Annotated in this window: 15 protein-coding genes and 1 riboswitch; of the genes, 1 reads left to right on the top strand and 14 read right to left on the bottom strand. The window is 61.4% G+C overall.

All coding sequences use genetic code 11. The annotated features are described in order from the left end of the window. Positions 1-10 precede the first annotated feature (10 nt). From RCH91_RS08505 to alr, 14 genes are all read right to left on the bottom strand, one after another. Positions 11-2,266 (bottom strand): hypothetical protein, encoded by a 2,256-nt coding sequence (locus tag RCH91_RS08505; protein ID WP_306534202.1) that lies wholly within the window; start codon positions 2,264-2,266, stop codon positions 11-13. A 78-nt stretch (positions 2,267-2,344) separates the two neighbouring features. After that, on the bottom strand, positions 2,345-3,061 hold the full coding sequence (locus RCH91_RS08500) for a cytochrome c3 family protein (protein ID WP_306534201.1): 717 nt from the start codon (positions 3,059-3,061) through the stop codon (positions 2,345-2,347). Between the two features lie 389 nt (positions 3,062-3,450). Continuing rightward, positions 3,451-4,545: a 6-bladed beta-propeller gene (locus RCH91_RS08495; RefSeq protein ID WP_306534200.1), complete on the bottom strand. Its 1,095-nt coding sequence runs from the start codon at positions 4,543-4,545 to the stop codon at positions 3,451-3,453. Between the two features lie 78 nt (positions 4,546-4,623). Then, positions 4,624-5,616, bottom strand: coding sequence for a cytochrome c3 family protein (locus tag RCH91_RS08490; protein ID WP_306534199.1), 993 nt, complete (start codon positions 5,614-5,616; stop codon positions 4,624-4,626). A gap of 19 nt (positions 5,617-5,635) precedes the next feature. Beyond that, on the bottom strand, positions 5,636-6,613 hold the full coding sequence (locus RCH91_RS08485) for a cytochrome c3 family protein (RefSeq protein WP_306534198.1): 978 nt from the start codon (positions 6,611-6,613) through the stop codon (positions 5,636-5,638). Positions 6,614-6,814: 201 nt separating this feature from the next. After that, on the bottom strand, positions 6,815-7,669 hold the full coding sequence (gene ccsB, locus RCH91_RS08480) for a c-type cytochrome biogenesis protein CcsB (protein ID WP_306534197.1): 855 nt from the start codon (positions 7,667-7,669) through the stop codon (positions 6,815-6,817). A gap of 19 nt (positions 7,670-7,688) precedes the next feature. After that, positions 7,689-9,047, bottom strand: coding sequence for a cytochrome c biogenesis protein ResB (locus RCH91_RS08475; RefSeq protein WP_306534196.1), 1,359 nt, complete (start codon positions 9,045-9,047; stop codon positions 7,689-7,691). Between the two features lie 191 nt (positions 9,048-9,238). After that, positions 9,239-9,517: a cytochrome c7 gene (locus RCH91_RS08470; protein WP_306534195.1), complete on the bottom strand. Its 279-nt coding sequence runs from the start codon at positions 9,515-9,517 to the stop codon at positions 9,239-9,241. Positions 9,518-9,654: 137 nt separating this feature from the next. Further along, positions 9,655-10,164, bottom strand: coding sequence for a 5-(carboxyamino)imidazole ribonucleotide mutase (gene purE / locus RCH91_RS08465; RefSeq protein WP_306534194.1), 510 nt, complete (start codon positions 10,162-10,164; stop codon positions 9,655-9,657). 13 nt (positions 10,165-10,177) lie between these two features. Continuing rightward, positions 10,178-11,449, bottom strand: a complete 1,272-nt coding sequence (gene purD, locus RCH91_RS08460; protein WP_306534193.1) for a phosphoribosylamine--glycine ligase — start codon at positions 11,447-11,449, stop codon at positions 10,178-10,180. A gap of 16 nt (positions 11,450-11,465) precedes the next feature. Next, entirely contained in the window at positions 11,466-13,031 is a 1,566-nt protein-coding gene (gene purH / locus RCH91_RS08455) for a bifunctional phosphoribosylaminoimidazolecarboxamide formyltransferase/IMP cyclohydrolase (protein ID WP_306534192.1), read from the bottom strand. A gap of 33 nt (positions 13,032-13,064) precedes the next feature. Further along, the gene (locus RCH91_RS08450; RefSeq protein ID WP_373694375.1) at positions 13,065-14,333 is read right to left on the bottom strand and encodes an ASKHA domain-containing protein; all 1,269 of its coding nucleotides are present in this window, start codon (positions 14,331-14,333) and stop codon (positions 13,065-13,067) included. Beyond that, a complete protein-coding gene (gene selD, locus RCH91_RS08445) occupies positions 14,320-15,351 on the bottom strand; it encodes a selenide, water dikinase SelD (protein WP_306534190.1) in 1,032 nt (343 codons plus the stop codon). The genes RCH91_RS08450 and selD overlap by 14 nt, the downstream gene beginning before the upstream one ends. A 5-nt stretch (positions 15,352-15,356) precedes the next feature. Further along, on the bottom strand, positions 15,357-16,496 hold the full coding sequence (gene alr / locus RCH91_RS08440; protein ID WP_306534189.1) for an alanine racemase: 1,140 nt from the start codon (positions 16,494-16,496) through the stop codon (positions 15,357-15,359). Between the two features lie 112 nt (positions 16,497-16,608). Beyond that, positions 16,609-16,711: riboswitch (TPP riboswitch) on the top strand. A 68-nt stretch (positions 16,712-16,779) separates the two neighbouring features. Between alr and thiD the strand changes: the two genes are divergently transcribed. After that, positions 16,780-18,273 carry a bifunctional hydroxymethylpyrimidine kinase/phosphomethylpyrimidine kinase gene (gene thiD, locus RCH91_RS08435; protein ID WP_306534188.1) on the top strand — a complete coding sequence of 498 codons (1,494 nt, stop codon included), beginning with the start codon at positions 16,780-16,782 and terminating at the stop codon, positions 18,271-18,273. Positions 18,274-18,277 lie beyond the last annotated feature (4 nt).

Here is an 18,277-nt window from a genome sequence, read left to right as displayed (position 1 = left end):
GGAGACGAGGTCAGAACACCTTCTTCACGTTGGCTGACAACCGTTTCTCGATTATCCCCCCCCGCTCGTTTCTCCGTCCGTAACTGTAATTGAGGGAAGCCTGAAACTTTCTGAAAGTCAATGCCATTACCCCCTCATATGCCTGTTCTAACACGCCTTCCGGTTCGATAAAGGAAAAGCGGGAGGTGACCCCCAGGAGGAGGAACCTGACAGGATAGTACCGGGCACTGAGCGTAAAACGCTTGGCTGTTCCTTCGCTCATCACCCCACCGTTGATGGTGGTCGTTTTGTTATAATTGAATTCTTCGGAGATTTCCAGCGGTTTGGAATATACTCCCGCACGGCTGTAGAAGCTGTACGTCAAGCGCTGGACAAGATCGACATACTGGTAGTCGGTGCCGTCATGATCCTGTCGTTTGCTGAAGGTGTACTGCAACAGGTTGGCCAGAGACTTATCGGGCCTGTAGTCGATGGTCCCCCGGCTTTCAATGAGGTGATCCACTCCTCCCCCCACTGATCGCACCCAGAAGGAATTCTCCAGCGTTGTCGAGAAGGTCGGCGTTGAATAGTTGATGGTGTTACGGAGCGTGGTAAGAGAATCGGACGGTGCATTGTCGGGGGAAAGAAAATCCTGGGAAACGCCAAAGGAGACCTGGAGGCGCGGAAGAGGAATCCAGGCCACGTCAGCCGACGAGACCGAGCGGACGTATCCGTCAATTGTATTCCTGTTCCGGTCATAGAGGTCGGCGGCTGCCGATGATGAGACCGTCCCGCCGAAACCATTGTTTATCGTTATCTGGGAATTGGAATAGTTCTGAGGATTTTGCCCTGACGCTGCGGTCAGATTTTCACGAAAGGTGACGCGAACCGTCGGCCCCGGCACATAGCCGACCCTGAGCGTGGCATCATGGTTGGTGTACTGGCTGCTCCCCCTTACCCCATCGCCCCGGAAAACCTTCACGTCATAGCCGGCTGCCACGGTAAAGACATCGGAAAAACGCCTCGTACTGGCCGTTTCAATCCCCCCCTCAAGGGACAGGAGTTTCCCCTCCCGCGAGTCATTATGCTCGGCCTTCAGTGAAGGTGAAAGGGTAAACTGAGAACGTTTAAACATGGTGGCCCGGATGGCTCCGGAGATATTGGAGGTAGTATAAGGACGGCCAACCGGCGGCGTCACATCGGTTTCCTGGGAGTATACATTGGCGCTCCATTCGGCATCCTGCCCGGCCACTCCCGCTGCATAGAGGGGAATGCGCCGTTCAAGGGTTATCCCCAGATTATCCTTTGTCCTTGTGAACGACGAAAATGTCCGGGCCTGCCATGCCTTGCGTTCGGCAATACCGAAAAGGTTCAACTGGTACTCTTCAAAAGACGTGGTGACATCCTTTGACATTCGCTTGGTGTGCATCCCATCCGCCGAGATTTTGAGCCAGTTGGTCATGTCGATCCACCGGCGCGTCAGACTCTGGTCGACGGTACCAAGCTGAATCTGATTCTCTTCAAAGGAATTGAATGAATTGAGGTAATCTTCGAATTGAGTGGTGCGGTAGTGGAACCAGTTGTCCCGTTTATTGAGGCTTACGAAGGCAAGGCGCCGCAGCCGGGTGTCAATGGGGGTAAAGCTTTTCAGGTCGCGGTCGATCTCATCGCGGTAATCCAGCATGACAAGAGGTATATGGCGAAAGATCGCGTTGTAGCCGTTGGTCAGGCCGCTTTTGACCCCAAGCAGAAGAGTTGCACCGGTTATGATATGAGTACCGTTCTCAAGAGAGGTGACAAGCCCCGGTTGGGTCATGCCCGAACCAAGAGTTGTCAGCGTATCCCGATCCATTGTTATACGGCTCATGTCATAGCTGTAGACCTTGAGCTTGAGGGGCAGTTCCTGCGGATCGAGGTAAAACTCCCCCCGATAGAGAAGGTGCCCCCGGCTAAGAGAGAGACTCGTGTTGCCGAGGGGATCATCGGGGCGGCTCGGGTCCTTGATGGAAGTGTCGAAGGATCCCCACTCGTACCCCAGCGAAAGATCGTATCCTCCCATCCGCCCCTGGTACAGCGCCCCTTGGGTTGAATAGAGGAGAGAATAACGCTGATAGAACGAGGAGGCGTCAAGAACCTTCGCCCCCCCGGCTTCCGTGTCGGCCTTGACGTAGCCCAGTTCAGCCTCGCCGCTCAACCGGGCATGAGTCGTCCCGGGGAACAGGGCAATCATCAGGGCACCCAGCGCCGCAATGAGGATATTCCGTATGTGACTCTTCTCAACCGACATGGACAGTAACCCCTCTACGGGAGGGTAAAAAAAGAGGGATGGTGCGCCCATCCCTCACCAGACATGCATTACCGCACTCTACTTGTTATGGCAGGCGAGGCAGAGCTTGCTTCCTGCGTTGGTGGTCCGGAGAAATTTTCCGGTAGAGCCCGGGTCATGGACCGCGTGGCAGCTGCCGCACTCCAGATAGTCGTTCTCGCTGTTGGCCTTGAACAGCGGCAAAGGAGTTGTGAGCTGACCAACGCCACCGGAGGCATTCAGCTTGTGATCGCCAGTTACCGGCCAGATGCCGGAAGTGCCGCCGGAAACGGCTACCTTGAAGTTCACCGGGTGATCATCCATGAGGCTGTCGGTAACATCGTCGAGCAGTGCATTGCCGCTGGCAATCTTATCGGCTACGATGGTGCCGCTTAGACCGTTGCCGACCGTAATCCCCGTCGGGTTGTTGACCCTGCCGCCAAGGGCCTGGCCGTCATGGCAGCTCATGCAGAAGAGGGAAATACTGTCTGAGGTGAAGGTGTTGCGCGAGCCCTGGTGGTTCCGCATGGTCGGTGAGGAGTAAAACTTGAACGTCGTTGCGTCCGGGTTCGTCCTGTTCCAGAGGGGGATCGGTTTTGATGCATTATGCGGGGTGTGGCAGAAGACGCAGACCTGGTCAGTGGTGCTGTTCGGATACTTCGCGTTGGTACTACTGAGGTCGTGCTTGCTGTCCTTGATGCCGGCTGCCAGCGCCGTGCCCGCCACCACCGCCATGGCCACCGCCACCATGGCCGTTACTACTCGTTGCCTTTTCATCGTTGGTACTCCTTTCATGTGTAATATACGCATCCGCGTACTTTCTTTTCCTTCCTGCCCTGCAACTTGAAAAGCAAACAACATACCAAAAGCCTACACGCCTGTACTTTGGCCAATTTACGTGCCCTTTTGCCAGCTATTTCCAAGAGTCAACGGCAATTTATCCTTTGAATTCAAGACATCACGCCATCAGCAACGTACCGATTTGGGTTCCTGCGACAGTCGCAACTCAGCTATTTGACGGAATAATTTCGCGGCAGGAACTGCAAGAGGGGATATGGAGTGAAGTAACGTCGGACGGGTAGACCACGATGCGGCAGGAGAGGGGAAACAGGGTTACGGCCTACCATGGAAGTGAAGCCGTAACCCCGTGACAAAGGAGATGTTGTTTATTTATTCATTGCGGGACTTTGCCCCGGAAGGGGATACGAACTGAGCCTACTGTCGGAGATGTACTGAAAAACCTGGAATCTCATGTTCAACTGATCAACCACATAAATGACATCATTCTTGTCTATGTCGATCCCCTGGGGAATCAGAAATCCGCCGGGAGCGATCCGACCGCTAGATATTGCGGCATATTGGCCGCCGACCGTGAGGAGGTAATCGCCCTTTGAGTTGAAAATTACCATCTTGTGTCCCCGGCCGTCGGTTACGTAGATGTTGTCTTCGGAGTCGACCGCCACCCCCTTGAGGATTTGAAAATCGGCAAGTCCGTCGCCGCGGGTGCCAAATTTGCGCAGGAACTTGCCGTCGCTGTCAAAAACCTGAACACGGGCGTTCATCACGTCACCCACGACAATCTCCCCCTTGCTGGTGAGCGCAACAGGGAACGGGAAATTGAATTCACCGTCCCGCGCCCCCCTTTCGCCGAAATTGGCGATGAACATGCCGTCAAGGGAGAAAAGAACCACCTTGTGCCCCTTGCCATCTACCACGATGAGCCGTTTGCGGCCACTGTCCACGGCCAATCCGCCAGGCTGCACGACGTGCTTCTCAATATTGATTGAGCGCAAGGGATTTTCATTTTTGTCAAATACCATGACTAACTTCTTCTGCATGTCGGCAACATAGAGGTTTCCCTCATTATCCACCGTCAGAGCACCAACCTGCTTGAACATGCGAAGAGCATCGTTATCGGCGAGGAGGTGGACATCCGACTTGACAAAATCATACACCACGACCCCCCCCAGACCGGGATCGGTTACATAAACCTTCCCGTTGCCATCCGAGGCGATATCAAGCGGCTTCTTGAAGGCGAGCCCCTCATCCTGCCCGACAATGGCACCCATCACCTTGCTAAATCCCTGCTGGGGAAGATCGAGCCGATTGTGGTACGCATTGAGCCACTCCAAACGCGGCCGATCAGGCAAAGGCGGCCAGAAGAAACGTTCGTTTTTCACCTGCTGCCCGGCACAGCCGGCAAAGAGGGTGGCTGCGGCTGTCACTACGATAAATCTGCTGATGAATCTACTTGGTTTCATATTTTCTCCTCGCTCCATGAGACTTTTCACCTTATGAAGGTTTTGCTGGTCCGTCATCCTCGGTCCCCAGTCTCTATTCTATTTGTTATGACACATCTGACAGAGCATCATCCGGTCTTCGGCGTTATTAACGAAGAAATACCGCACATCCGCGGCATGGGGGTTATGGCATGAGATGCACGACATCTCCCGGCCGGTCTTTGGTGCCGACGGGTCCTTGACGCCACTCACCGGGTGCCCTGCGCCGCTGGTGGTGCGCACCACGTGGGGGGTTTTCTTGATGGACTCGTGGCACGACAGGCAGAGCTCGTTGATGGGGGCCTTCAGCTGGGCGTAATTGGCGCTGCCATGGGAATCATGGCAGACCTCGCACATCCCCCCGGCAATGGGGCCGTGGATGTACTTCCGCTTGGCGAACTCCGCCGCCTTGTCCCCGTGACACTCGTTGCAGAGGGCCGCCTCCCGCTTGGTTACCGCGTATCGCGGGGTGGCCTTCTCCTTGTGGCAATAGACGCAGGAGTAGGTGCCCGCCGGGCCGTGGACAAATTTCACGTCGAGCATCTTCCGGTGGCACCCGATGCAGGGGTTTTCCTTGGCCAGGGTGCTCAGAAGCTGGGCCGGCGTGGGCTCCATGATGTGGCACCCGACACATCGCGCCTCCAGCTCGGGGAGGTGAAACAGGTACGGCTTGAACTCGGGGGGAACGGTCGTCTGGTCGCCATGGGGCGCGAAGTAGATCTGGGCCTGGACCGACTCTGCCCGGTTGTTGCCGATGAAGGTTTCGACAGTTACTTCGTTGCGCCCCCGGTCCCATACCGGCTGGACGATGAGGATATCCTGAAACGCCCGGCGATACTCGGGCGAGCCGACCACCAGAAGATCGCCGGCAACCCCGTTCACCCCGATTCTGACCCCGGTAATCTCGGCGCTGTTCAGCTTGAGGATCAGGTGGTTGGAGCGCTCGACCCAGGTATTCGGCGCAGGGTAGATGAAGGTGACCGCACCGAAAGCCGTTGTGGCCGCACCGATCAGCACTGCGGCCATTATTGCGATTATCCCCCTGCGGGACATGGTTCCTCCATCACATCAACTACGGATTTCTGACCGCACGGAGCCGGTCGTAGGATTTGGGCTTATGGCACCCTGCCACGCAGGTACCGCCGGTATCAGTCTTGGTGTAACGGATGGGAATCTCCCAACTCCCGAAGCCGGGAATCCTCTCCTTGATGAGCCGTGCCTGCCGGGCAGCATGAGGGTCATGACACGTCTTGCACGAACGCCCCTTGTCAGCCTTGTTGATGTGGAGATGGTGCAGGTTGTGGTCGCCATTGCGGAACCCGGTAATGGTGTCGGTGCGCCGGTCCTGAGCCAATTCCTTTGTGTGGCAGTCGAAGCAGAGGGCAAAGTTCTCCTGGGCGTAGGGAAGATAGAATGGCGCCGGAAACGCGTTTTTCAGAATCCCGGGAAAGGACGAGCCGTGGGGGGCGTGGCAGTCGGTGCACCCACCCTCAGCCACCGGCCTGTGAATTGACACACCCTGTGTCATTTTTTTGTCGTGGCAGATAAAGCAGAGCCCGGCACCACTCCCCCGGAGGAGCGCACGGTTGTCGGACTGATGGGGATCGTGGCACCCGAGGCAGGAGCCTTCTGCCACCGGCGCATGCCGATGCATTGCCTTTAACTTCTCCGCCTCGTGACAGCGGAAACAGAGCTCCGCGCCTTCGGCCTTGAGCATCATCCGGAAGGGAGACTGGTGAACATCATGACAATCGAGGCATCCACCGGAGGCAACGGGGGGATGGACCACCTTCCTGGTCGCCTTGCTCTCGTGGCAGACTTCACACAGTTTAGCCCCTTCGGCGGCCAGCCGAAAGGCTCCGCGCTGCTTTGGGTGTTCCAGTCCGGTGGGGTTATGGCAGGCGATACAGTCGTCGGAACCCACGGGCCCATGCACGAACTCCTCCCGCACCTTGCTTTTGTGGCAGCGGGTACCACAGCCGTCGGGCACACCCGGCAAGGGAGAGGCGGCTGCAAAGCCCGGCACCAGCAGAAGCCAGAAAGCGACCATGCTCAGGGATAGGAATAGTGGGGAAGATGTCATAGAATCGTCAGCTCGGCTCCGGGAAACGCTCTCAATGAAGTTTCCAAGGGATGAAAACCCACGCCTCGCTAGATATGCAAAATGACTGCCGCCCCACCGCGCGACACAAAAAACCCGGCCTGCGGAATGCCGCGGGCCGGGTTACAGGAATCGGTTCCCGATGGGATGCTACCCCCCGCCACCGTAACTGTGGAGACCGGAGAGGAGGAGGTTGACCCCAAGGTAGCAGAAGATTGTTGCCGCGAAGCCTACAATGGAGAGAACGGCAGCCTTCTTGCCGACCCACCCGCGGGTGAAGCGGGCGTGGAGAAAGGCCGCGTAGATAAACCAGACGATGAGGGACCATGTTTCCTTCGGGTCCCAGCTCCAGTAGGTGCCCCAGGCGTAGTTGGCCCAGGCGGCCCCGGTAATGATGCCGAGGGTGAGGAGCGGAAATCCGATGATAATAGCCTTGTAGTTCAGGTCGTCGAGGATCTTGATCGAGGGGAACATGGAAATGATGCCCCCGGCCTGTGTAGTGCCAGCCGAATCCTCCTTCCCCGCCTTGATCAGGTACATGATGGAGATGCCGCAGGCCACCGCGAAGGCAGCATAGCCCAGGAAGCAGGTAATGACATGATAGAGGAGCCAGTTGCTCTGGAGGGCAGGCACCAGCGGCTGGATGCCGCTTTCCATCCCCAGCTGCGCCCAGGCCATTCCAAGCAGGGCAAAGGGGACCACGAAGGCGCCCACGACCCGGTACTTGTACTTCAGGTCGATGATCCCGAAAATGAGGATGATGGTCCAGGCAAAGAAGACCACCGACTCGTAGAGGTTCGACAGGGGGGCATGCCCCATCCCCATGTCGTAGGACTCCTTCCACCGGAGCAGGATCGCTGCCGTATGGACGATGAACCCAAAGTAGGAAGCGAGGCTCCCGGCAAGTCCCACATGTTTGCTCTTCACCGCCAGGAACGTAAAGAAGGCGAGCATGGAGATCAGATAGGAAAAGGTTGCGATATTGAACAGCATGGAACTGGTCATTGAGTGGTCCTCCGCCCTGTTACTGTTGTTTCAGTTTGTCGACCAGCGCGTCGAAGGCAAGCTGGAAGCCCGGCTGGTTCTTGTTCGCGCTGCCGCCAAGGGTGACGTGTCCCTTGCGCACCCGGATCCAGACCCTCTTGTGGGACATGAAAAACGCCATGCAGCAGCCGATGACCATGAGGGAACAGCCGGTCCAGACGACCCAGACCCCCGGGTCCTTGGCCACCTGGAGCCCGGTGAACATCTTCTCGTCGGACCCGTCGTAGGTGAAGATCAGATCGGCACCCCGTTGCGCGTCGAACTCGGGGTAATTCTGGAACACGATGAAGGCCTGGGGCTCTCCGCCCCCCTTGGGGGTCACCTCGATGCGCGCAGCCGCTCCCCGGAACTGGGGAACGAACTGGCTCACCTCCTGGGCAGCCTCCAGGACCTGCATGGAGGAGCCGTCGGGGAGGAGCTTCCGCTCCCCCTGGTGGAGCGAGAGCTTCACCGGCGCGCCACCCTTGCGCTCGCGGACGGTGAAGTGATAGAGCCCCCCTTCGCCCGCCGGGCCATAGCTCGACTGGTAGAAGGTGATTCCCTTGTAGGTGAGCGGATCGTTGACGATGATCGGCCGCTTGTCGACCACCACCTGGCCGCCGTCGATGACGGTCAGGAGGCTCTTGAACTCCTTGGGGGCACCGGTGTCGTAGAACGTCACCGCGAAGTCCTCGCACCGGACGGTGAAGCCCAGCTCAATGGGCTTCTGGCCGGAGCGGCTGTAGACGACCGACGTGCCGGTCCCCTCGACGATGTTGACGTAGGCCTTGTACCCGAAGAACGAGCCCAGGAGGGCGCCGATGAAGATGACTATGATGCTCAGGTGGACCACATAAACCCCGAGCCTGCTGTAGGGAGTCTTCTGGGCGAAGAGGTGGAACTCGCCTTCCCGCTCGGTTACCACCGGCTCGGCGAACTCCCCCTTGAGAAACGCCGTCATCTTGTCCCGAAGCGATGCCGCATCGCCGTTCATCTTGAAGTCGTGGGTAAGGCCTAGGGTCTTCTCGAAGTTGTCATCCATGACCAGGGTCGGCTCGGAGATCACCTTCCAGACCCGCGGCAGACGCTTGATGGAGCAAGCCACGATGTTGACCGTAAAGAGATAGAGGAGCAGGATGAACCACCAGGAGTGGTACATGTCGAAAAAGCCGAGGGCCTGATAAATCTTGTGCTTGCCATCGCTGATGGTCTGCAGATATTCGGGGGGGGGAGTCCCCTGCGGAATGACCGTACCGATGATCGACGTGGTCGCCAGCATGATGAGAAGAAAGATGGCGAGCTTGAGAGAACAAAAGAAATCCCACAGGGCCTGTAAAAAGCCGCGATTGCTGGTTGTCAACGTAACACTCCCGGATTTCCATGGATTTTTGTCAAAAAAAATGTCCTCGCGGACGTTTTTCATTATAAGCAAAGATCGCGTAAAAAAACAAATATTTAATTTTTTCTCATGCAAAATCACCACAAGAAAAAGGGATAACAAAATCTTGTTACCCCTTTCCGTTACTGCATCAATGCCGTTTGGTTACGACATTACTTCTTGTGGCAGTCGCCGCACTTGGTCGGCCCCTTCTTCATCGTCTCATGGCAGCCTTTGCAACCCTTGGCACCATGGGCCCAGTCCTTGCCAAAGCCCTCGATCTTGCCCGGGCCCTTCTCGTGGCACTTCTTACAGTCGCCCACCACTTGCTGGTGCTTCTTGTGCGGGAACTTCACATCCCCGTTCTTGGCCTTGAAGGCGATGTCGTCGGCGGCAATGGCAAGGCCGGCGCAGAAGACGGACAGGGCGAGAGCAGCGATGATTCTTTTCATTGGTGTACCCCCTATTGCTTTGATGAATTGGTAAAAAACGCCAAAAACATATACAGGAGCGCTCCGGTTTGTCAAGGGGAAATCCGTATACCGCGAGACCGCAACCCCTGCAATTACCGACACTTAATGTACTACAACTAACCCCTCCCCAGCCGTTCCTGAAGGGCCTTGTCTTTTGCCTCCACCTCATCTGCCATGGCCTGCTTATGGGCATGGAGCTTCACGGTGAGCGAAGGGTCGCCGAGGGCGATGATCTGCGTGGCCAGAAGTCCCGCATTCTTGGCCCCGGCCTTGCCGATGGCCATGGTGGCAACGGGTATTCCCCCCGGCATCTGGACCATGGCATAGAGGGCATCGACGCCGTTGAGGGCCCCGCCGGGGATCGGCACGGCGATTACCGGCAGAACCGTATCCGCGGCAATTACCCCTGCCAGATGGGCAGCCATGCCGGCGCCCGCAATGATTGCCTTGACCCCTCTGTCCGCGGCGCCAGAGGCCAGTGCCCCTGCCTTCTTGGGCGAGCGGTGGGCCGAGGCGACACGCATCTCCCACGTCACGCCGAACTCGTCAAGAACCTTCGCCGCCTCTTCCATGATGGAGATGTCCGAATCGCTCCCCATGACGATAAGTACCTGTGGACCGTTCACGAAATATCCTCCTTTACCGTTTCAGGGCCTTGGCCCCGATATCCTTGCGGAACTGGACCCCGTCCCAGCAGATCCTGCCGACCCCCTGGTAGGTCCGGTCGATGGCTTCCTTCACGGTAGTTCCGAGGCCGGTAACCCCCAGCACCCGCCCCCCCGCGGTAACGACCGTCCCGTCCTTCGCTGCGGTGCCGGCATGAAATACGTAGAGGTCCTCAATGGCGGCGGCTGAGTCGAGCCCCCGGATCTCGTCCCCCTTCCGGTAGTCGCCCGGATACCCCCCAGCAGCCATGACGACACAGACGGCCGCCTTGTCATGCCACTCGATGGCGACTCCCGACAGGTCACCCTTCGCCACGCCGAGGAGCACCGGCACAATGTCCGACTTCATCCGCATGAGGAGCGGCTGGCATTCGGGATCGCCGAAGCGGGCATTGAACTCCAGCACCTTCACGTCGCCGGCGTTGATCATGAGCCCCGCGTAGAGGACCCCCCGGTAGGGGCGCCCCTCGGCCGCCATGCCGTCCACGGTCCGGCGCATCACCTCGGTCATGGCGAATTCGTGGATAGCGGGGGTAACCACCGGTGCGGGCGAATAAGCCCCCATGCCGCCGGTGTTGGGCCCCTGGTCGCCGTCGAAGACCGCCTTGTGGTCTTGGGCGCTGGCCAGGGGAATGATCTGCTTGCCGTCGGTGAAGGCAAGGAACGACGCCTCCTCCCCCACGAGGAACTCCTCGATCACCACCCGGGAACCGGCTGAGCCGAAGGCGTTGCCGGAGAGCATGTCGTTCACCGTTGCCACCGCCTCGTCGCGGGTCTGGGCAATGATGACCCCCTTGCCGGCGGCGAGCCCGTCGGCCTTGATGACGATGGGGATTCCGACCTTGTCGATGAAGGCGACGGCCGGCTCCACCTCGGTGAAGACGTCGTAGGCGGCCGTGGGGACGCCGTACTTCTTCATGAGATCCTTGGAGAATGCCTTGCTCGCCTCGATGATGGCCGCGTTCCTCCGGGCACCGAAGATCAGAAGGCCGTGCTCCTCGAAGAGATCCACGATCCCGAGGGAAAGGGGAAGCTCCGGCCCCACCACCGTCAGGCCGATTTCCCTCTCCCTGGCAAAGGCGAGAAGCCCGGGGAGGTCATCCACCGCCAGGGGGACGTTCTCGGCAATGGTGCCGATGCCGGGGTTCCCCGGGGCGCAGTAGACCTTTTCAACCAGGGGGGACTGGGCGATTTTCCAAACGAGGGCATGCTCCCGCCCTCCACCGCCAACAACAAGAACTTTCATGGATACTCTCCTCGAATCAGTGTCTGAAATGCCGCATCCCCGTAAAGACCATGGCCATGCCGTGCTCGTCGGCAGCGGCGATCACCTCGGCGTCGCGCATGCTCCCGCCCGGCTGGATGACCGCCGTGATCCCCACGGCGGCGGCATTGTCGATGCCGTCGCGGAAGGGGAAGAACGCATCGGAGGCCATGACCGCCCCCTGCACCTGAAGCCCCGCGTGCTCCGCCTTGATAGCGGCGATGCGGGCCGAGTTGACCCGGCTCATCTGGCCGGCTCCCACGCCGATGGTCATGCCGTCCTTGCCGTAGACGATGGCGTTGGACTTCACGAACTTGGCCACCCGCCAGGCGAACTGGAGGTCGATCATCTCCTGCTCCGTGGGCTGGCACTTCGACACCACCTTCAACTCGGCCGAGAGGGCCAGGTCGGTGTCCTGAACCAGGAGCCCGCCGTTCACCCGCTTGAAGTCGAGGCGCTGGGCCGGCTGGGCGAGCCACATGCCGCACTCCAGGAGCCGGACGTTCTTCTTGGCCGCCACCACCTCCACGGCCCCCGGAGAAACTTTAGGGGCGATGATCACTTCCACGAACTGGCGGTCACAGATGGCCCTGGCCGTCTCGGGGTCGAGCTCGCCGTTGAAGGCGATGATGCCGCCGAAGGCGGACTCGGGGTCGGTGGCGTAGGCCCGGTCGTAGGCCTCCAGGAGGCTCTTGCCGATGGCCACGCCGCAGGGGTTCGCGTGCTTCACGATGACGCAGGCGGGCCCCTCGCTGAACTGCTTCACGCACTCCAGGGCCGCATCGGTGTCACCGATATTGTTGTAGGAAAGCTCCTTTCCCTGGAGCTGGCGCGCCGTGGCCACCGACGCCTCCTGCACCTGCCGCTCCACGTAGAAGGCGGCCGACTGGTGGGGGTTCTCGCCGTAGCGCATCTCCTGGGCCTTCCTGAATTGAAGGGTTATGGTGTCGGAATAGGCGGCGACTCCCTCGCCGGTCCGGGCGCCGAGCCAGTTGGAGATGGCGCCGTCGTAGGCGGCAGTGTGCTGGTAGACCTTCACCGCCAGGCGGAAGTTGGTCTCTTTCGCGACTGATCCGCCGGATGCCTTCATCTCGTCAAGGACCGTCCGGTAGTCGGCCGGGTCCACGATGACCGTCACGTCGGCGTTGTTCTTGGCCGCGGAACGGAGCATGGTGGGGCCGCCGATGTCGATGTTCTCGATGGCGTCCTCAAGGGTGCAGGCGGGGTTGGCCACGGTGGCCTCGAAGGGGTAGAGGTTCACCACCACCATGTCGATGGGGAGGATGCCGTGCTCCTTCATGGTGGCCACGTGCTCCGGATTGGAGCGCATCCCCAGGAGCCCCCCGTGGACCTTCGGATGGAGGGTCTTCACCCGGCCGTCGAGCATTTCGGGGAAGCCGGTGTGCTCGGAGACGTCCTTCACCGTCAGGCCGGCGTCCCGCAGCAGTTTGGCGGTGCCGCCGGTGGAGAGGATCTCGACGCCGTAGCCGGCCAGCTCCTTGGCGAACTCCACGATGCCGGTCTTGTCGGAAAGGCTGATAAGCGCACGGGTAATCTTTGCCATGGGTCACTCCTTAAATATTGAATGGTGGATCAGTCAGATTGTATGCGGGAAATTGATGTGCTGCAGAAAGTGCTTCTCGAAGGCGGGGGTGCCGGAAAGCGGTATGACGCGGATCGTTCCGGCAAGAAGGTCAACCGCCGCAAGCCCCCCGGGAGCAAGGAGCGCGCGCTCGACGCCGCACAGTGCCCCCTCCCGGACGAAACTCGTCGTTTGTACCATGTTTTCCGTGAAGACTCCAAGGCTTTTTAGGCTGGCCGGATCGAGAACAGCGCCGAATGAGCCGGTCAGGACCACGCTCCCCACATCCCCGCTTCCGATGCCGGCCCGGTCGAAGAGAACCTCCATCCCGGCCCGGATCGCCCCCTTGGCCAGCTGCACTTGGCGGATGTCCTCCTGGGAGAGCCATACTGTCCTCTTCGCGTCACGATGGAGCACGAAGGCCGGCTCACCTCCCCTGACCGTCACCCGGTTACCGAGGCTCGACGGGATCTCCTCCGGCGGCAGGAGCCGGCCGGTGGGGTCGATGATCCCCTTATCGAGGAGGAGCGCGATCGTCGCAAGGACACCGGAGCCGCAGATACCGGTCGCAGGCTTCCCCCCTATGGTGGTGAGGACCAGCCGCTCCCCTTCCAGGGCCACGCCGCTGATGGCGCCGGGGAGGGCTGCCATGCCGCACGCCAGGTTTCCCCCCTCGAAGGCGGGACCGGCGGCGGCGGATGTGGCGAGGAGCCTGTCGCCCACCGCCAGGGCAATCTCGCCGTTGGTTCCCATATCGAGGTAAAGACAGGGATCGGTGACTGAAGACCGGAGATTGGCAACACCATGAAGGAAAGCGACCGTATCACCGCCCACGAAGCCGCCAGGGAGGGGAAAGAGAAACACCTCGGCCGGCAGATCCCAGCCGACTTCGGCGGCGGCAACGGTTCTCCCGGCGGTGAAAAGGGGGCGGTACGGAGGGAAGGCGAGGGAGGTGAGCAGCAGGTCAAGAAAGAGGTGCTCCATGGCGGGATTGCCGGCCACCGCGATAGTGACAAGATGCTCCGGGAGCTTCCCGGCGCTCACCAAAAGCTCGTCGGCGAGACGGCGGATCTCCCTGCGGACCAGTTCGGCCATCCGGTGCCGGGCATCTCCAGAGCGGCAGGCGGCGTCGAGACGCGAGACCACGTCGGCGCCGAACTCCCGCTGGGGATTGAGGCTGCCGGCCACAGCAAGGCGCTCGCCGGTGACCGTGTCGACGAGGGAAGCGGCAAGGGTCGTAGTGCCGAGATCAACGGCGATGGCGAGCCGATTAGACGATGGCAACGGCATGCTCCCCTTGGGGGAGAATCTCCCCCACGGCGACGGCGAAGAGCCCCCGGTCACCGGCCGCGGAGAGGAAGCAGTCGGCGGACTTTGGCGCAAGGGCAATGAGGAGCCCGCCAGAGGTCTGGGGATCGAAGAGGGGGATGAGCCGGTCTCCCGCTGCTGAAGGAAGGGAAACGAAGGGGGCGTAGTGGTCACGGTTGCGGTAGCAGCCGGCCGGCACGAGGCCGTCGGCCACCAGCTCCATGACTCCCCCCATGAGCGGGACGGCGTCGAGGGCAATTTCGAGGGTCACGCCGGCTCCCCGGGCCATCTCGCAGGCATGACCCACCAGGCCGAAGCCGGTCACGTCGGTGCAGGCGGACGCCTCGCACTCGAGCATGAGCCCTGCCGCGGCCGCATTCAACTCCGTCATCCAGCGGATTGCCTCGTCCACAACGGCAGCGGAGACCATGTCGGCCTTGATGGCCGTGGAGACGATACCCGTCCCCAGGGGCTTGGTGAGGAGGAGCCGGTCGCCGGGGCGGGCCGTGCTGTTGCGAACCACCCGCGAAGGGCTGATGAGTCCGGTGACCGAGAGACCATACTTCAGTTCATGGTCCTCCACCGTGTGCCCCCCCACGAGACAGGCACCCGCCTCCCGCACCGCGTCGAGGCCGCCGGCCATGATGTCGGCCAGGACCTGGCCCGGCAGGGTGCAGGCCGGGAAGAAGGCCAGGTTCATGGCGGTCACCGGCCGCCCTCCCATGGCGTAGACGTCGGAAAGGGCGTTGGCCGCCGCGATCCGCCCGAAGGTGAACGGATCGTCCACCAGCGGCGTGATGATATCCACCGTCTCCACCAGGGCAAGCCCCTCCCCTATCCGGTAGACCCCCGCGTCGTCGGCAGTCTCCGGCCCCACGAGGAGGTTCGGGTCGTCCCCCTTACCCAGGATGCCGCTCAGTGCGTCCTCCAGGCCCGCCGGGCCCAGTTTGGCCGCTCAGCCGGCTGCTTTAACGAGAGATGTCAGCTTGATCATCATAGTCACCGGGTCGCGTTGAGGTATATCCGCGGCACCCGCTTGCTGATACCGCAGAAGATTTCGTAGGGGATGGTGCCGGCCCGGGCGGCCAGCTCCTCGGCCCGCACGCAGTTCCCCTGCCGGTCGCAGCCCAGGAGCGTCACCTCGTCCCCCACGGCCACGTCGGAAATTGAGGTCACGTCCACCATGATCCAGTCCATGCAGACGGTCCCCACCACCGGGGCCCGCTTCCCCCGGATGAGGACCTCCCCCTTGTTGGTCAAGGCCCGGCTGTAGCCGTCGGCGTATCCCACGGGAACGCTGGCGATGAGGCGCCGGTCAGGGGCCGTGTAGCGGCGGGCGTAGCTGATGCTCGTGCCGGGCTCCACCCATTTCAGCATCGCCACGGTGCTCCGCAGCCGCATGATGGGGCGAAGGTCCATCTTCCCCTCGAAGTCCCCGGACGGAAGGGCCCCGTAGAGGACGATGCCGGGCCGGACCAGGTTGCAGAAGGGGAGCTCCATGCCGAAGGCGGCGGCGCTGTTGGCGATATGGACGTAGCGGGGGTCAAGCCCCAGGGAGCGGGCCTCGGCAACGGCCTGGGCAAAGGTGGCGGCCTGGCGCTCCGAGTAGCGGCGCCCGTCCTCGTCCAGTTCGTCGGCGGAGGCGAAGTGGGAGATGATCCCCTCCAGTTCCACGGAGCGCATCTCCCGCAGTTCCCGGAAAAAGACGGGGGCTTCGGCGGCGGCGATTCCGAGCCGCCCCATGCCGGAGTCGATCTTCACGTGGATCTTCGCCTTGCGGTAGAGGCGGGAAGCGGTGTCGTTCAGGGCCCGCGCCTGTTCGATGGAAAAGACGGCGGTGGAGAGGTTGAAGCCGACGCACTTGCGCTCCTGCCCTGGGTAGACCCCGCCAAGGATCACCACCGGCCGGTCGATGCCGCTCTTGCGGAGCTGGATCCCCTCGGCCAGGAACGCCACGCCGAAGGCGGTCACCCCCAGGGATTCCAACTCCCGGGAGATGTCCATGAAGCCGTGGCCGTAGGCGTCGGCCTTCACCACCGCAAGGATCCCGCATCCGGCGGGGATGGAGCGCTGCACCAGGGCGAAGTTGTGGCGCAGGGCGGCAAGGTCGATCTCGGCTATGGTGGGGCGGCTGTCCATGCCCCTTTTCCTACCACTTCCCGCCGGTGGTGTAAAGATGAAAACCTCATGGGGTCAATGGGTTAAATCCATTGACTTAACGGGAAAATTCAGTTAGCTTTGTCTGCAAAAAACAGCCTGCTGGGGGAGTTCTTCGAGAACTGAGACGGGCCCCGCCCGAACCCTTACCACCTGATCCGGGTAATGCCGGCGTAGGGAAGCGGCCAGAGACCTCGTTACCTTCGTTGAGTTCTGGGACCGTGACCACTGTCACGGTTTTTTTGTTTGGGAGATTTATTCATCCATGAGCAGCAACGGCCACACGCTCCGGCTCGTCGTAAGCCGTGACAAGCAGCACTCGGCCATCCGGGGGCTGTACCTGGTCACCGACCAGGGCGACCGCCTCCTGGAGCGGGTCGATGCGGCCATCGACGGCGGCGCCCGCATCGTCCAGTACCGGAACAAGGACCGGGACCGGGGGAAACGCTTCGCCCTCGGCGAGGAGCTCCAGGAACTCTGCCGCCGCCGGGGGGTGATCTTCATCGTCAACGACGACCTGGAGCTGGCGAAACAGCTCAAGGCCGACGGCCTCCATCTGGGGCAGGAGGACGGCGATCCCCGCGCCGCCCGGCGGGAACTGGGCCAGGGCAAGCTCATCGGCGTCTCCACCCACAGCCTGGAGGAAGCCCTGGCTGCCCAGGCCGCGGGGGCGGACTACATCGGCTTCGGCGCCATGTTCCCCACCCGGAGCAAAGATATCGAGCACCTGGTCGGGCCTGAGTCCCTTGCCGCCATCCGCAACCAGATCACGATCCCCATCGTCGCCATCGGCGGCATCACCCGCGACAATGGCCCGCGAGTGGTTGATGCCGGAGCCGACGCCCTGGCGGTCATCTCGACGGTCCTTTCCCATCCTGATCCCACCCTGGCGGCCATGGAGATGGGGCTTCTCTTCAACCGGCGCGTGGCCCATCCCCGGGGGGCAGTCCTCACCGTGGCGGGAAGCGACTCGGGGGGCGGGGCCGGCATTCAGGCCGACCTCAAGACCGTGACCCTGCTGGGGAGCTATGGCTCGTCGGTCATCACCGCCCTCACCGCCCAGAATACCCGCGGGGTCTCCGGCATCCACGGCGTCCCCCCTTCCTTCGTGGCCGAACAGCTCGACGCGGTCCTGTCCGACATCCCCGTGGACACGGTGAAGACCGGCATGCTCTTTTCCGCCGAGATCATCGCCACCGTGGCCGACAAGCTGGCCGAGTACCGGAAACGGATCGTGGTGGTGGACCCGGTCATGATCGCCAAGGGGGGCGCCCCCCTCATCGACCGGGGGGCCATCACGACCCTCAAGGACCGGCTCATGCCCCGCACCTACCTTCTCACCCCCAACATCCCCGAGGCGGAACGGCTTACGGGCCTCACCATCGCCGACGAAGAGGGAATGCAGGAGGCTGCCCGGCGACTCTATCGGCTCGGTGCCCGCAACGTCCTCGTCAAGGGAGGGCATCTGGTGGCCGGCGATGCGGTCGACATCCTTTTCGACGGCTCCGCCTTCCACCGCTTCACCGCCCCCCGCATCCTCAGCAAGAACACCCACGGGACCGGCTGCACCTACGCCTCGGCCATCGCCACCTTCCTGGCGCAGGGCGAGCCGCTTCGGGAGGCCATCGGCCGGGCCAAGGAGTTCGTCACCGCGGCAATCCGCCTGGGCCAGCCCCTGGGGCGGGGACACGGGCCGGTGAACCACCTCCTTGCCGCGGAGGAAGTAAGGGACCGGGGACCGGAGACCGGGGACCGGTAAAACG

Origin of the sequence: Geobacter sp. (genome assembly GCF_030834625.1) — a bacterium.
Lineage (GTDB): Bacteria > Desulfobacterota > Desulfuromonadia > Geobacterales > Geobacteraceae > Geobacter.
The sequence above is the reverse complement of the archived record's forward strand: the minus strand, read 5'-3'. Positions and strand labels throughout refer to the sequence as shown.